Genomic DNA, 14,735 nt, shown 5'->3' with positions numbered 1-14,735 from the left:
ACGCGGGTCTTACTTCTCGGTCTCGTCCGCAGCCGGCGCCGGCTCGTCGTCGTGCTGGGCTTCCGGATCGAAGAACTCGCCGGCGGCGGCGATCGCCTCGGCGGCCGCGTCGCGGTCCTCGTTGCGGGTCGAGATGTCCTCGCCGCGGTTGATGCGCTCGGCTTCGTCCTGGCTGCGCGCAACCGTGACGGTGACCTCGACCTCGACCTCGGGGTGAACCGCGACGGTGATGGTGTGCTTGCCGATGGTCTTGATCGGCGCGTCGAGCTGCACCTGCGGGCGGGCCAGCGAAACGCCGTCGGCTTCGAACGCCGCGACGACGTCACGCACGGTGACCGAGCCGAACAACTGGCCGGCTTCCGAGGCCTGACGGATCACGATGATGTTCTTGCCCTCGATCTTCTCGGCGATCTTGGACGCCTCGCCCTTGGACTGGAGGTTGCGAGCCTCGAGCTCGGCCTTCATGCCGTCGTACTTGGCGCGGTTGTCGGCGGTGGCGCGCAGCGCCTTGCCGCGCTTGAGCAGGAAATTGCGGGCATAGCCGTCGCGAACCTTCACGACTTCGCCCATCTGTCCGAGCTTGCTCACGCGTTCCAGCAAAATGACTTCCATATTCTTTCTCCTTTGAAGTGTTGAGTGAGTTGGGTTTTGGGGTTGAACTTAAGAGGTCGGCAGCGGCGGTGGCTGGCGGTTGCGCAGGAAGCGCTCGCGGAAGCCGAACACGGCGTCCGCGAGGCCGAGGATCACCATCGCGATGACGGGCCAGCCGAACACCACGACGACGGCATAGGTCGAGCCGAGCCAGAAGGTGCGGCTCTTCAGCGCCAGCGTCAGCGTATGCAGCACGGCAAAACCGGTCAGCGCATAGCCCATCATCAGCGCCGCCGTCGTGATCTGCGCGACCATCGCGAGCAACCCGCCGGTGAAGCAGAACGCGAGCGCGATGCAGAGCGTCACCAGCGTCATCGGCGGCAACTCGGCCGTCTTCATGTCCGGCCACGGACGCAGCAGGCGGCCCGATGTCGCCGTTATCTTGCCGCTGAGCCAGAGATTGAGGGTGAGCGTCATCATCGCGACGATGGTGGCGGCGGCCGGGGCGATGAGCACCAGGGCGTCGACGAACTGACCGGCTTCGCCTGACGTCTGCGGGTCGGCGGTGCGGAGCAGGCGCATCAAGCCGCGCCGCAGCGTGCCGGTGATGGTCTCGGCATCGGTGCCGAGCGTGAGCAGGGCGGCGATCGTGGTCAGTGCGGCGAAGCCCGCGATCCACAGCAGGATGCGACCGACCGGATACCATTCGAGCTCGGGCTCGGCCGGCGGCTCGGTGGCGGCTTCCGGCGCGACGGGTCCAATCCGCCGGCTGAGCAGCACGAGATGGCCGAGCCACCACGCGGGCAGCGCGACGGTGACGGCAAAGGCGATGCAGTAGGGCAGGCCGAACAGGGCCCCGAGGCCGATCGCGGCGGCGATGCCGCCGAGGCTCGCGCAAAGCGGGCCCCAGCCGATCGAGGCGACCATCAGGGGCAGCGGTGCGAGATAGAACAGGACGAGCGAGATCAGCGCGCCCGACACGATCGAGGCGAACATCAGGGCCGACGCAGCGCCGGCGATCAGGGCTATCAGTCCAAGAGTCATCATCAGCTGTCCCGCTCCCTTCGAGCGGTTAGAGGCACCTCGCCCCAACCATCGGCGACCGGACGACCCGGAAGCCTTATGAAACCAAAAAGTGCGGTCGGCGGCAATGTCGCCGCCGACCGAATTCGTCTTAGCGAATGACGTAGGGCAGCAGGCCCAGGAAGCGCGCGCGCTTGATGGCGCGGGCGAGCTCACGCTGCTTCTTGGCCGACACCGCGGTGATGCGGCTCGGCACGATCTTGCCGCGCTCGGAGACGTAGCGCATCAAGAGCTTGGAGTCCTTGTAGTCGATCTTCGGAGCATTCGCGCCCGTGAACGGGCAGCTCTTGCGACGACGGAAAAACGGACGGCGTGCACCAGCTTCAGCCATTGATCTTACTCCGCATCCGGCGTTGTCGTTTCAGCTTCGTCGCGCGGACGGCGCGGACCGCGGTCACCGCGGAAGCCACCACCGTCGCGATCGCCGCCACGGAAACCGCCTTCGCGGTCGCCACGGAAGCCGCCGCCTTCGCGATCGCCGCGGAAACCGCCGCCACGGTCGTCACGCTCGCGGTCGCGGTCGGCCTTGCGCATCATCGCCGACGGGCCTTCCTCGAGCTCCTCGACGCGAACGCTGAGATAGCGGATCACGTCTTCGCTGATGCGCTCCTGGCGCTCGATCTCGGCGATCGCCGCGGACGGCGCGTCGATGTTGAGCAGCACGAAGTGCGCCTTGCGGTTCTTGTTCATGCGGTAGGTGAGGGAGCGAACGCCCCAATTCTCGGTCTTGGTGACCTTGCCGCCGAGACCCTCGACGATGCCGGTCATCTGCGCAGTCAGCTCTTCGACCTGCTGCGTGCTCGCATCCTGGCGCGCGAGAAAAACATGCTCATAGAGAGCCATAATGGTCCTTTCCTCATGTTGGCGCATCGCCCGGCGTCAAGCCCTTAAGAGGCCTTCGGAAAGGACTCTGGGATTAAGCTCAGAAGGCGGAAACACGGGACGACGGGCCGACTGGCCCTGCCACACCAAAATCACGAAGGATTTGCTGAGACCGTCCGTTCAGCTCCCGGCCGGGGTCTGCGGATGGCGCGCTTATACGGATTTTGGCCGGCTTTGCAAGGTTGGAGGCCGTGCTGTCGCCCCCGGATGGTTCCGGGGCGGGCAGCGGGACCTGTCCTCCCGAACCGTACCAGCTTGATTTATTTGTTTGTATAGCATACAAAGAAATCAACGCGGAGGACCCCAATGGCGGAAAAGTCGGTCCATGGGCCGTTAGAGGCGGCTGGCGACCCCAAGCATGCCGCACGGGCCACACGTTCGGCCGGCCGCAAGATGCGGTCGCTGCTGCTGGATGCGGCGAGCCCGCTGTTCAGGGAGCGGGGGCTGTCCGGCACGGCCATCACCGACATCGCCGCCGCCGCGGACGCGTTCCCGAGCCAGATCACCTATTACTTCCGCACCAAGGAGGCGCTGTTCGTCGAATGCGCCTGCCGCGAGCTGCTGTATCTGGCGCGGGCGACGGAGCAGGCGGCGCTGAAAGCGCGCACGCCGCGGGACTACACCCGTGCGCTGGCCGAGACCGTGACGGCGAGCGATTCGGTCGCCTTCTTCGCCGAGGCGCTGACGCTGACCCGGCGGCGCCAGGATCTTGCGCCGCTGGTCGAGCGCACCATCGAGCGCCTGCACGGCGAAGGCGCACGCGCCTATGCGAGCCAGGTCGCGCGGCACGGCTGGCGCTCCCTGCGTGCGCCCGACGAAAGCTCGCGGCGGTTCTGGGCCGTCGCCATCGGCGTCATTCTCGAGGGGTACGCGATGGGCCGGTCGCCGGATGAATTGTGCGCCGAGATGCTGCGCGTGCTCGGCGAGCAGGCGAAATCAGCCAGCGACACAGCACGGCTCCGTCTGGTCGACGAGCGCGACGCATCTGGCAGTTCGAACGAGGAGGGTTAGGCCATGACCGCACTTCGCATGCGTGCCCGCGATTTCCTGACCGACGACCAGCTCGCCGACGTGCGCCAGCGCGTGACCTGGAAAGGCGTTGCGCTGATCGCCCACGCCTGGGCACTCATTGTCGCAGCGATCGCCTTGGTCGCGTGGTGGCCCAACCCGATCACCTACATTCTCGCCGTTGCCATCATCGGCTCGCGCCAGCTCGGGCTCGCGATCCTGATGCATGACGGCGCGCATGGCTGCCTGTCCGCTGACGAGAAGACCAATCTGGCCCTGAGCCAATGGTTCTGCGCCTATCCTCTTTTCGCGGAGACGCGCAGCTATCGGCGCTACCACCTTCAGCATCATGCGCGCACCCAGCAGGAGGACGACCCCGATCTCGTGCTGTCGGCGCCGTTTCCGATCACCAGGCTGAGCTATCGCCGCAAGTTCATTCGCGACATCACCGGGCAGACCGGCTACCAGCAGCGCAAGGCGCAACTGCTCAATGCGCTCGGGCCGAAGGACTGGACGTTGCGGCAGCGCGCGGCGCATTTCTGGGAGAAGCTCGGCCCGCAATGCCTCGCCAATGCCGCGATGTTCGCAGCGCTCGCGGCAGCCGGCGTGTGGTGGGCCTATCCGCTGCTATGGCTGGTGCCGCTGTTGACCTGGATGATGGTCATCACCCGCATCCGCAACATCGCCGAGCACGCCGTCGTGCCCGACAGCAGCGATCCCTTGCGCAACACCCGCACCACGCATGCGAATTTCCTCGAGCGGCTGTTCATCGCGCCGTACTACGTGAACTATCACCTCGAGCATCATCTGTTGTTCTACGTGCCCTGCTACAATCTGCCGAAGGTGCATCGCCTGCTGAGTGCGAGCCGGCACGCCGACCGCATGGAGGTGCAGCCGGGCTACGCCGCGGTGCTGCGGCTGGCGACCGCGAAGCCGGACCGGGATGACCGGCCGGGGCAACTCGTGAACAGCGCGCGCCGCGCGCAGGCAGGGGCGGCGGTCGACGCCAATCAGACCAATGGTGGATTCTAGGGCCGGCGTTCCCCGTTGAATCCCGGGCGAAGTTCCTATCTTGGCTTGACATTCCGGCCCCGGACAGTGTCTACGGCCCCCTTTGGAGCATGATCCGGAACCATGGCCTAAGGCCGTGCGTCATCGGCTGCCGGTTCTCGCAGGGATCACGCCCGACAAGCAGGGAGCGCCGATGACGGCAGCATTCACATTTCCGGGGCAGGGGTCCCAGGCGGTTGGCATGGGCAAAGCCCTGGCCGACGCCTTTCCGGTGGCGCGCGCCGTGTTCGACGAGGTCGATGCCGCGCTTGGGGAGAAGCTGACGGCGATCATCTGGGATGGTCCTGCCGAAACGCTTCAGCTTACCGAGAACGCCCAGCCGGCGCTGATGGCGGTATCCGTCGCCACCCTCCGCGTGCTGGAGGCCGAAGCCGGGTTTTCCGTGGGACGGGACGCGGCCTTCGTCGCCGGCCACTCGCTCGGTGAATATTCGGCGCTGGCTGCGGCCGGCAGCCTGACGATCTCGGATACCGCGCGGTTGCTTCGCACCCGCGGTCTCGCAATGCAAAAAGCCGTGCCGGTCGGTGCCGGTGCGATGGCTGCTCTCCTTGGTCTCGACTACGAGGCCGCCATGGAGGTCGCGGGCGAGGCGGCACAGGGCCAGGTCTGCCAGGCCGCCAACGACAATGGCGGCGGCCAGGTGGTCGTCTCCGGCGACAAGGCTGCGGTCGATCGCGCCGTCGAGATCGCCAAGGCCAAGGGCGCCAAGCGCGCAATGCTGCTGCCGGTGTCCGCACCGTTCCATTGCAAGTTGATGCAGCCTGCCGCCGACGCCATGGCGGAGGCGCTGGCGAAGGTCACGATCAAAGCGCCGGCGGCGCCGCTGGTGTCGAACGTGCTGGCGAGCGCCATCAGCGATCCCGACGAGATCCGTCGCCGCCTGGTCGAGCAGGTCACCGGCACGGTGCGCTGGCGCGAGTCGGTTGCCTATATGGCAGGGCAGGGCGTCAACCGCTTCTTCGAGATCGGCGCTGGCAAGGTGCTGTCGGGTCTCGTCAAGCGCATTGCGGACGGCGCCGTCGGCGTATCGGTCGGTGGTCCCAACGACATTGCCGCCGCCAAGGATGCATTGGCCGCTGCGAAGCAGGCCTGAAGGAGTTTTTCAATGTTCGACCTGACTGGCAAAAAGGCGCTCGTCACCGGCGCGACCGGCGGCATCGGCGGCGCGATCGCGCAGGCGCTGCACGCGCAGGGTGCTACCGTCGCGATTTCCGGAACGCGCAAGGAAGTGCTGGATGAGCTTGCCGGCAAGCTCGGCGAGCGTACCCATGTGCTGCCCTGCAATCTCTCCAAGGCTGACGAGGTCGAGGCGCTGGTGCCCGCCGCGGAAGCTGCGATGGGACAGGTCGACATCCTCATCGCCAATGCCGGCATCACCCGCGACAATCTCTTCGTCCAGCTCCGTGACGAGGACTGGGAGGAGGTCATCAACATCAATCTGACCGCGACCTTCCGCCTGGCGCGCGCCGCGACCAAGCTGATGATGCGCAAGCGCTTCGGACGTATCATTGCCATCACGTCGATCGTCGGCGTCACCGGCAATCCCGGGCAGGGCAACTACACGGCATCGAAGGCCGGCCTGATCGGCATGATCAAGACGCTCGGTGCCGAATATGCCAAGCGCGGCGTGACCGCGAACTGTATCGCGCCGGGCTTCATCAAGACGCCGATGACCGATGCGCTCAACGACAAGCAGCGCGAGACGATTCTGGCCAAGGTTCCGGCCGCGCGCCTGGGGACGCCGGAGGACATCGCCGCCGCCGCCGTCTACTTGAGTTCGAACGAAGCGGCCTACGTCACGGGACAAACCATCCACGTCAACGGCGGCATGGCCATGATCTGATGTCTCCTTCCGCACTGCCCACATGGCGGTGCGGAATGCGGCAAACGGCCGTTTCCGGTGCGAAATGAGGCTTGTAGTCAAGGCAGTTGAAGTATGATAACCGGACGCTCAACGGATGGGCAAAGAACGCCATTGCAGGTTTTTGAAACCCTGTATATTGGCGATGCGGAGCCTTGGCCGTCTCGCCGGGCCTCCCATCGGTTTGGATGGGGCCAATCAAAGTTCGTAAGCGAAGGCAGTCAACGACCACGACGGCTCGTATCGTCCCGGGGGTCGGGTCTACAGGGAACAACACGAGGTTATGCAATGAGTGACATTGGCGAGCGGGTTAAGAAGATCGTGGTCGAACACCTTGGTGTTGAACCCGAGAAGGTTGTCGACGCTGCGAGCTTCATCGACGACCTCGGCGCCGACAGTCTGGACACCGTCGAGCTGGTGATGGCGTTCGAAGAAGAATTCGGTTGCGAGATTCCTGACGACGCCGCGGAAACGATTCTCACCGTCGGCGACGCCACGAAGTTTCTCGAGAAGAACGCGAAGAGCTAAGGCTCTTCATTTTCGCGGGGACAACATTGAAACCGGACGGGCCGCTCACCAGCGGTCAGCCGGTTTCTTGTTATTGGCCGTGAATCTTTCGATGCGGAGTTTTCGAACATGAGGCGGGTTGTCGTCACTGGTCTCGGCATGGTGTCGCCGCTCGGCTGCGGCGTCGAACCGACCTGGAAACGCATCCTCAACGGCGAAAGCGGCGCACGCAGGATCGAGAGCTTCGATGTCTCCGATCTTCAGACCAAATACGCCTGCACCGTCGTGCGCGGCGACGGCACCAACGACACGTTCAATCCCGATGTCTGGATGGAGCCGAAGGACCAGCGCAAGGTCGACGACTTCATCATCTTCGGCATGGCCGCGGCCGGCCAGGCGCTCGATGATGCCAACTGGCATCCCGAGACCGAAGAGGACAAGTGCGCGACCGGCACCATGATCGGTTCCGGCATCGGCGGCCTCACCGGCATTGCCGAAACCGCGATCCTCCTGAAGGAGCGCGGACCGCGCCGGGTGTCGCCGTTCTTCATTCCGGGCCGCCTCATCAATCTTGCCTCTGGCTACGTCTCGATCGCGCACGGCCTGAAGGGGCCGAACCATTCGGTGGTCACGGCCTGCTCGACCGGTGCACATGCGGTGGGCGACGCCGCCCGTCTGATTGCGCTGGGCGATGCCGACGTCATGGTTGCCGGTGGCGCCGAGTCACCGATCAGCCGCATCGGCATTGCCGGCTTCAACGCCGCGCGCGCGCTCTCGACCGTATTCAACGAAACGCCCGAGAAGGCGTCGCGTCCCTACGACAAGGACCGCGACGGCTTCGTGATGGGCGAGGGCGCCGGCGTCCTCGTCCTGGAAGAACTCGAGCACGCTCAGCGCCGCGGCGCCAGGATCTACGCCGAGGTGATCGGCTACGGTCTTTCGGGCGATGCCTATCACATCACCTCGCCGTCGCCCGATGGCGATGGCGGCTTCCGCAGCATGTCGGCAGCGCTCAAGCGCGCTAGCCTCACGGCATCCGATCTCGACTACATCAACGCCCACGGCACCTCGACACCGCTCGGCGACGAGATCGAGCTCGGTGCGGTCGAGCGGCTGCTCGGCAACGCCGCTTCCAAGGTCGCGATGTCCTCGACCAAATCCTCGACCGGCCATCTCCTCGGTGCCGCCGGCGCGATCGAGGCGATCTTCGCCGTTCTCGCGATTCGCGATAATGTCGTGCCGCCGACCATCAATCTCGACAATCCGTCGGTCGAGACTGCGATCGATCTCGTGCCGCACATTGCGAAGAAGCGCGAGGTCAACGTCGCGTTGTCGAATTCTTTCGGTTTTGGCGGTACCAACGCGTCGGTGATCGTCCGGCGGCTGGTTCATTAGTTTGTTCTTGCGACGAATCCACCGTTTTGCCGTATTCGGCGATAGTCATTGGACGTGGGCGCGTGCATTTGGCTCGGCAAGCGATTGCCTGGCCGCGATTGAACCGGCAGGATTCAGGTTGCTTCGATGAGTGAAAGGCCGCCCATTTCGCCCCGGAGTCCGCGGGCAGCGCTGGAGCCCGAACAGGTTCCGCCGCCGCCGAGGCGATCGGACCGGGCGCGCAATCCCTTCGTGATCGTCGGCAACGCCATCATCACCCTTCTGCTGATCGCCATGCTCGGCGCCGGCGGCGTCTACTATTACGGCCGGCAATTGCTCGAGGCGGCGGGGCCGCTGAAGGAAGACAAGATCGTCAACATCCCGCAGCGGGCCGGCAAGCGCGACATCGCCGAGACGCTGAACCGGGAAGGCGTGACCGACGTCAATCCCTGGGTGTTCATCGCCAGCGTCGCCGCGCTGAAGGCGAGCTCGGACCTCAAGCCGGGTGAGTATTCGTTCCAGAAGAACGCCTCCTTACGCGATGTCATCGCCACCATCGTCGAGGGCAAGGTGGTGCAGCATTCCGTCACGATCCCGGAAGGCCTGACCTCCGAGCAGATCGTGGCGCGGCTGTCCGACAACGACATCTTCACCGGCAGCGTCCGCGAGTTGCCGCGTGAAGGCACGCTGCTGCCAGAGACCTACAAGTTCCCGCGCGGGACCCCGCGCGATCAGGTGATCCAGCGCATGCAACAGGCGCACAAGCGCGTGCTGGCCGAGATCTGGGAGCGCCGCAGCCAGGACATTCCGGTGAAATCGCCGGAGCAATTGGTGACGCTGGCCTCGATCGTCGAGAAGGAAACCGGCAAGCCGGACGAGCGCAGCCGTGTCGCCGCCGTATTCGCCAACCGGCTCAAGCAGAAAATCAAGCTGCAGTCCGATCCGACCATCATCTACGGCCTAGTCGGCGGCAAGGGTACGCTCGGCCGCCCGATCAAGCGCAGCGAGATCACGCAGCCTTCGCCCTACAACACCTATGTGATCGAGGGACTGCCGCCCGGTCCGATCTCCAACCCCGGCCGCGCCTCGCTGGAAGCCACCGCCAACCCGGCCCGCACCCGCGACCTCTATTTCGTCGCCGACGGCACCGGCGGGCATGCCTTCACCGAAACCTACGACGCGCACCAGAAGAACGTCGCCAAGCTGCGCGCGATGGAGAAGCAGATCCAGAACGACACGGTCGAGCCGGCCGAGGATGCGCAGCCGCCGGTTGGTGCCGCGCCCGGCGCTGCCGCGGATCCGCCGACGGCGACCACGCCGGCGCGGCCCAATCAGCAGAAAAAGCCGCCAGCCGCTCGCCCCGCCAATCCCGCGCCCGCCCGCCAGGGCGCGGTGCAGCCGTCGCCGCCGGTGGTCCAGCGCTAGTTCGCGCAGACCTGCCTGCGGGACTTTGCAGATTCCACTTTCCTGCAAAATAGTCTTAAGATTCGCGTGGCCTGATGGGCCTCGCGAATCCTGTGTGTCCGGAGAAATTGACCTGATGGCGCTGTCGTCCATGACCGGCTTTGCCCGAAGCCACGGCGCTAGCGGGCCGTATACGTTCGAATGGGAATTGAAGTCGGTCAACGCCAAGGGCTTTGACCTCAGGGTGCGGTTGCCGCAGGGGTTCGACGAGCTCGAGGCGCACGCCAAGAAGCGCGCCGGCGAGCTTCTGTCGCGCGGCACCGTCTACGCCAATCTCAACGTCAAGCGCGCCAACGCCGCGGCCTCCGTCCGCGTCAATGAGGACGTGCTCACTGCCGTCCTGAAGGCCGCGGCGATGATCGCCGGCAAGGTCGACGCGGTCGCGCCGAGCGTCGACGGCCTGCTCGCCATCAAGGGCGTCGTCGAGGTCGCCGAGCCCGAGGGTGACGAGGAGGAGGACAAAGCCGCGCGTGCCGCCGCCGCGGAGGCCTTCGACAAGGCGCTCGCCGATCTCGTCGAGATGCGCAAGCGCGAGGGCACGTCGCTCGGGCAGATCCTGACCCAGCGGGTCGACGAGGTCGAGGTGCTGGCCAGGAAGGCGGAAGCCGCGCCGGGCCGCAAGCCCGAGGCGATCAAGGCGAAGCTCGCCGAGCAGATCGCAACCCTGCTCGACACTTCCGACCGTTTCGATTCCGACCGCCTGATGCAGGAGGCGATCCTGATCGCCACCAGGGCCGACATCCGCGAGGAGCTCGACCGCATCGCCTCCCACATCGCGCAGGCGCGCGAGCTGATCGGCAAGGGCGGCCCGATCGGCCGCAAGCTCGACTTCCTGGCGCAGGAGTTTCACCGCGAGGTCAACACCTGCTGCTCGAAGTCGAACGACATCGAGCTGACCAATACGGGCCTGGCCATGAAGAACGTGGTCGAGCAATTCCGCGAACAGGTCCAGAATCTGGAGTGATCGATGACGGCGGGCGGTCACGGAACTGACGGTGTCGAGCGGCGTGGATTGATGTTCGTGCTGTCCTCGCCGTCGGGCGCGGGCAAGACGACGCTGTCGCGTCTGCTGATCGAGCGCATGACCGGCCTGCGGATGTCGGTCTCCGCGACCACGCGGGCGATGCGGCCCGGCGAGGTTGATGGCCGCGACTATCTGTTCGTCGACAAGGCCAGGTTCGACGCGATGGTGAAGGGCGACGAACTGCTGGAATGGGCGACGGTGTTCGACAACAGCTACGGCACGCCGCGTGCGCCGGTCGAGGCGGCGCTGTCGGCCGGGCAGGACGTGCTGTTCGACATCGACTGGCAGGGCACCCAGCAGCTCCGCGAGAAGGCGCGCGCGGACGTCGTCAGCGTGTTCATTTTACCGCCCTCGGCCGCCGATCTCGAGAAGCGGCTGCATTCGCGCGCGCAGGATTCCGACGAGGTGATCCGCAAGCGCATGAGCCGCGCCAGCCACGAGATGAGCCACTGGGCCGAGTACGACTACATCGTCATCAACCACGCGGTCGACGAGGCGTTCGCCGAGGTGCAGTCGATCCTGAAGGCCGAACGCCTCAAGCGCGAGCGGCGGACTGGCCTCGTTGGTTTCGTACGAGGTTTGCAAGGCCAGCTTCAAGGTTAGGCTTGGAGAGGCGCGGTCCTTCCTGCGCCAGCCGTTCCAGCATCGCCGTGATCACGTCGACGTCGACGGCGTCCTCGATCTGCAGATCGTCATCGCGATTGGCCGACTCCTTGCCATTGATGTCGGGGCCGCGAGCCGGGGTGCCGATGCCTCGATCTCGAACTCTCCGTTGAACATGTTGGCCTCGTCGAGCTCTGCGACCTCGTGGCGGGCCTGGGGCGCCCGCTGATCGACGGCATCGATCGCGCGATCGATCGCCTTGAGCTGCGCGGCCTTGGGCTGCGCGGCTTCGCGCTGGGTGGCTTCGAGCCGGGTGGCCTGGGGACGTGCGGCCGCCTGGGGACGGGCGGCATCGAAATCCACCGGGCGCGGCTGCTGCGCACGCGACGCCGCGGCCGGCGTCGCCTGGAGCCAGGGTGCGCGGCCGTCGTCGTGCGGCTCCCGATTGTCCCAGTTGACGCGACGATGGTCAGCGGCCTGGATGCGGACGCGTCGTCGGCCCGCAAAGCGATAGATGATGCTGGCGAGGAGGCCGGCGAGCGCCAGCGCGCCACCGATCACGAGCAGCAGCGTCTGGAGCGAGCCGGTCGCTTTTTCGGTGGTTGCATCTGCCGCGGCAAGCGCGACCGGGGCAGGGGATTTTGACGGCTTCGCGCTCGGCGGTGCGGGCGAGGCGACAGGAGCGGGCGCAGCTTGCGGCTCAGGCGACGTAGCCGCGTCGGAGGCATCGGGCCAGCGCGTGGCGACCGCGGGCTGCGGCGCGTTGCTGTCGGCGGAGGGAGTCGGAGCTTGTTGCATCGGCGCCGGTTTCGCTGGCGCAGGCGCATTCGGTGTCGCCGGCGCGGCATTGCCCTGCGATGTCAGATATTCGGCGCGTGCGTCCTGCACCGGGTGCAGCTGCGGCGCTGCTGAATCTGCCGTCGGTACATCGGGCGCAGCCTGCGCGGTCCGCACGGCCTTGGCGCTGTCCTTGCCGCCTTCGGCGCGCAGATACCAGCATTGCCGCTTGGTCCCGCGCTCCAGGCGATAGTACCAATGCTGCCCCTGCGGCGCGACGCCCTTCGGCGAGGCGAGGCAGTCGCTGGCGGCATTTGCTGTGCTCGTTGCCTCCGGCGCATTCTGCGACACGGCGGCCAGTGGGGCGCCGGCGATGATGCTGCCGACAAGCGCAGATACGAACTTCGCGGTGCGGTTGCCCATCCTGGTCTCCCGATTACGCATGACGCAACTCTTTACCTTCCCTTTGTCATGAAAGACTTGGGTGGCAATGAGCCGCAAATCCGGAGAGGATGTGGCTTGAATCGGGCCTGCGCGGCGTTCGTTCCGCCGCGAATTCAGGCGTTTTCGAGGGCTATTGCTTCGCCGAACTCCAGGTTCCGCCGCAGCCGTCGGAGCGGCGCCACGTTCCGGAACCACTGCGGCCTGAGAGCCGGCCCGTGCTGGTAAAGGTCACGCCCTGGCCCTGGCCGAACGTACTGACCGAGCCGCTCTGGCTGACAGTTCCGCGAACGCCTTCGCCGATGATCTTGCCCGAGCTCACGACGACAGCGCCGCTCGTGCTGCCGCCGCAACCAACGCTGACGACCGCCCAGGCACCGTCGAAGCCACCTCCACCTCCACCTCCGCTTCGCCGAGGCGACGAGCGTTCCTCGGTCGCCGGCTTGCTCCGGCGCGAGGGCGAGGCCGGTTCGGCCGAACGGCCTGAGGAGGTATCCTGGCGCGAGCCGGACAACGACTTTTCGTCGTTGCCGATCGAGCCGCCGGCGCTGCCGGACTGCGCGAAGGCGGACGAGAAGGCGGACGACGAGGCGAGGGCGAGGTTGAGGAGGGACGCAAGGGTGATCGTGCGGACGACGGCATTGGGCATGAGCAAACAATCCGAAATGAAAAAGGTATCAGCGGCCGGAGCCGTCGGCGCAGACGGATCCGATAATGCGGCAAGCTTTGCCAGCCTTGCCGCATTCGTCAAGCGCGGCATCCCTGGCGTGCTGGATGCTGTCGCGCTGGACCAGCGACCAGGATTTATCTGATATCGCGAACGCGCCGCAGCGGTTGCCGTAGAAGGAGAGCTCGATCGGACATTTGGCGCCGGCGCAATTGCCGCGCGCATCCGCCACCGCCGCGCGCCGCGAGGCGTGGTTCCACGATATGCCCCATTTGCTGCTATCGGGCCCGTACACGATCGAGCCCCACGGCTTCAGATCCTCCATCTTGCGCATCCGCAGCAGCAGGCCTTCGGTTGCTTCGCCCGTCGGCGCCATCGAGATCCTCTGCTGGAGCTTGGTGATCGCACGGGTCAGTCCATCGGGCGTGTCAGGATCGAAATTGAGCTCGTAGAGCCGCTCGCTCAATTCGCTCAGCAGCGCGGCATCGCGCAGCGGCACGCGATCGGGATCGGCGCGCAGCCGGTCCGCCGGCAGCGGATCGGGCTGCATCGCCGCGACCTGCGGCGGCGGGCTTTGCGTCGGCGGCACGAAATAGAAGGTGCCGTCGATCGGCGAGGACGACACCCAGGGCTGCTGCGCGCCTGATGTGGCGCGCTTCACGGCGAGGCCGACCTGGTTGAAAGTCTGGAACACGTCGAGGCCCGCGGTCCTGACCGTCGCCGCCAGCGCCTTGGTGTAGGGGCTGTGGCCGTCGCTGCCGTCCTGCGCGACGTTGCCGGGCTGCGTCGCGTAGGAGATCAGCGTGCCCTCCGGCGCGCGCATCTGCGCAAGGCCGCCGTCGGAGGATCGCAGGCCGCGCGAGCCAAACGGGTTGTTGCGGCAGGCGTCCAGGATCACGAGGTTGAGGCGCGTGCCCGATCCCTGCATCTGCCGCAGCACGAGGTTGACGTCGGTCATCTGGAAATCGACATCGGCCTCGCGCGTCGGATTGGCGCCGACAGGCACGAGATAGTTGGAGCCGGCGACCTGCACGCCGTGGCCGGCATAATAAAACAGCGCGACATCGGCGCCCTGGACCTGCCGGCCAAAGCTCTGCACCGCGATGTCCATCGCGCCCTTGTCGAGATCGAGCTGGGCGCGCCCGCCGACCAGCGTGAAGCCGAGCGCGCCAAGCGTCTCCGCCATCAGGCTCGCGTCCTTGGACGGATTGTCGAGCGGGGTGATGTTCTTGTAGGCGGAGTTGCCGACGACCAGCGCAATGCGCTTCTCGGCCGAGGCCACCCCGGCGACAAGCAGGGCTGCGGCCAGCGCCGCCAGCCCCACGACGCGATTGAAAATCCTCGCGCGCATGAAAACCCCCAAAGCGAAAACTCTTCAAGGC

General features: G+C 66.1%; 16 protein-coding genes. 9 read left to right on the top strand and 7 right to left on the bottom strand.

Annotation, left to right across the window (positions count from 1 at the left end; translation table 11 throughout):
* Window positions 1–9: 9 nt before the first annotated feature.
* From rplI to rpsF, 4 genes are all read right to left on the bottom strand, one after another.
* On the bottom strand, window positions 10–612 hold the full coding sequence (rplI, locus tag BJ6T_RS27545; protein ID WP_014495808.1) for a 50S ribosomal protein L9: 603 nt from the start codon (window positions 610–612) through the stop codon (window positions 10–12).
* Window positions 613–660: 48 nt separating this feature from the next.
* On the bottom strand, window positions 661–1,638 hold the full coding sequence (locus tag BJ6T_RS27540) for a YybS family protein (RefSeq protein ID WP_014495807.1): 978 nt from the start codon (window positions 1,636–1,638) through the stop codon (window positions 661–663).
* 127 nt (window positions 1,639–1,765) lie between these two features.
* On the bottom strand, window positions 1,766–2,005 hold the full coding sequence (rpsR, locus tag BJ6T_RS27535) for a 30S ribosomal protein S18 (RefSeq protein WP_007592020.1): 240 nt from the start codon (window positions 2,003–2,005) through the stop codon (window positions 1,766–1,768).
* A gap of 5 nt (window positions 2,006–2,010) precedes the next feature.
* Complete coding sequence (gene rpsF, locus BJ6T_RS27530; protein ID WP_014495806.1) at window positions 2,011–2,517, bottom strand: 30S ribosomal protein S6; 507 nt, start codon at window positions 2,515–2,517, stop codon at window positions 2,011–2,013.
* A 345-nt stretch (window positions 2,518–2,862) separates the two neighbouring features.
* Between rpsF and BJ6T_RS27525 the strand changes: the two genes are divergently transcribed.
* The 9 genes from BJ6T_RS27525 (at window position 2,863) to gmk (ending at window position 11,468) form a co-directional block, all read left to right on the top strand.
* Window positions 2,863–3,567 carry a TetR/AcrR family transcriptional regulator C-terminal domain-containing protein gene (locus tag BJ6T_RS27525; protein WP_014495805.1) on the top strand — a complete coding sequence of 235 codons (705 nt, stop codon included), beginning with the start codon at window positions 2,863–2,865 and terminating at the stop codon, window positions 3,565–3,567.
* Window positions 3,568–3,570: 3 nt separating this feature from the next.
* The gene (locus tag BJ6T_RS27520) at window positions 3,571–4,596 is read left to right on the top strand and encodes a fatty acid desaturase family protein (protein ID WP_014495804.1); all 1,026 of its coding nucleotides are present in this window, start codon (window positions 3,571–3,573) and stop codon (window positions 4,594–4,596) included.
* Between the two features lie 172 nt (window positions 4,597–4,768).
* Window positions 4,769–5,728 (top strand): ACP S-malonyltransferase, encoded by a 960-nt coding sequence (fabD, locus tag BJ6T_RS27515; RefSeq protein WP_014495803.1) that lies wholly within the window; start codon window positions 4,769–4,771, stop codon window positions 5,726–5,728.
* A 12-nt stretch (window positions 5,729–5,740) separates the two neighbouring features.
* The gene (gene fabG / locus BJ6T_RS27510; protein WP_014495802.1) at window positions 5,741–6,478 is read left to right on the top strand and encodes a 3-oxoacyl-[acyl-carrier-protein] reductase; all 738 of its coding nucleotides are present in this window, start codon (window positions 5,741–5,743) and stop codon (window positions 6,476–6,478) included.
* Window positions 6,479–6,784: 306 nt separating this feature from the next.
* On the top strand, window positions 6,785–7,024 hold the full coding sequence (locus BJ6T_RS27505; protein WP_008130699.1) for an acyl carrier protein: 240 nt from the start codon (window positions 6,785–6,787) through the stop codon (window positions 7,022–7,024).
* 108 nt (window positions 7,025–7,132) lie between these two features.
* Complete coding sequence (fabF, locus tag BJ6T_RS27500) at window positions 7,133–8,398, top strand: beta-ketoacyl-ACP synthase II (RefSeq protein ID WP_014495801.1); 1,266 nt, start codon at window positions 7,133–7,135, stop codon at window positions 8,396–8,398.
* Window positions 8,399–8,524: 126 nt separating this feature from the next.
* Window positions 8,525–9,802 carry an endolytic transglycosylase MltG gene (mltG, locus tag BJ6T_RS27495; protein ID WP_014495800.1) on the top strand — a complete coding sequence of 426 codons (1,278 nt, stop codon included), beginning with the start codon at window positions 8,525–8,527 and terminating at the stop codon, window positions 9,800–9,802.
* 115 nt (window positions 9,803–9,917) lie between these two features.
* Window positions 9,918–10,805: a YicC/YloC family endoribonuclease gene (locus tag BJ6T_RS27490; protein WP_014495799.1), complete on the top strand. Its 888-nt coding sequence runs from the start codon at window positions 9,918–9,920 to the stop codon at window positions 10,803–10,805.
* Between the two features lie 3 nt (window positions 10,806–10,808).
* A complete protein-coding gene (gene gmk / locus BJ6T_RS27485; RefSeq protein WP_014495798.1) occupies window positions 10,809–11,468 on the top strand; it encodes a guanylate kinase in 660 nt (219 codons plus the stop codon).
* Between the two features lie 51 nt (window positions 11,469–11,519).
* Here gmk and BJ6T_RS27480 read toward each other — a convergent pair whose 3' ends face one another.
* The 3 genes from BJ6T_RS27480 to BJ6T_RS27470 all read right to left on the bottom strand — a co-directional run bounded on the left by BJ6T_RS27480 (window position 11,520) and on the right by BJ6T_RS27470 (window position 14,704).
* The gene (locus BJ6T_RS27480; RefSeq protein WP_347336780.1) at window positions 11,520–12,689 is read right to left on the bottom strand and encodes a hypothetical protein; all 1,170 of its coding nucleotides are present in this window, start codon (window positions 12,687–12,689) and stop codon (window positions 11,520–11,522) included.
* Window positions 12,690–12,819: 130 nt separating this feature from the next.
* The gene (locus BJ6T_RS27475) at window positions 12,820–13,335 is read right to left on the bottom strand and encodes a hypothetical protein (protein WP_014495796.1); all 516 of its coding nucleotides are present in this window, start codon (window positions 13,333–13,335) and stop codon (window positions 12,820–12,822) included.
* 28 nt (window positions 13,336–13,363) lie between these two features.
* On the bottom strand, window positions 13,364–14,704 hold the full coding sequence (locus BJ6T_RS27470) for a caspase family protein (protein ID WP_014495795.1): 1,341 nt from the start codon (window positions 14,702–14,704) through the stop codon (window positions 13,364–13,366).
* Window positions 14,705–14,735 lie beyond the last annotated feature (31 nt).

This window comes from Bradyrhizobium japonicum USDA 6 (genome assembly GCF_000284375.1).
Lineage (GTDB): Bacteria > Pseudomonadota > Alphaproteobacteria > Rhizobiales > Xanthobacteraceae > Bradyrhizobium > Bradyrhizobium japonicum.
The sequence above is the reverse complement of the archived record's forward strand: the minus strand, read 5'-3'. Positions and strand labels throughout refer to the sequence as shown.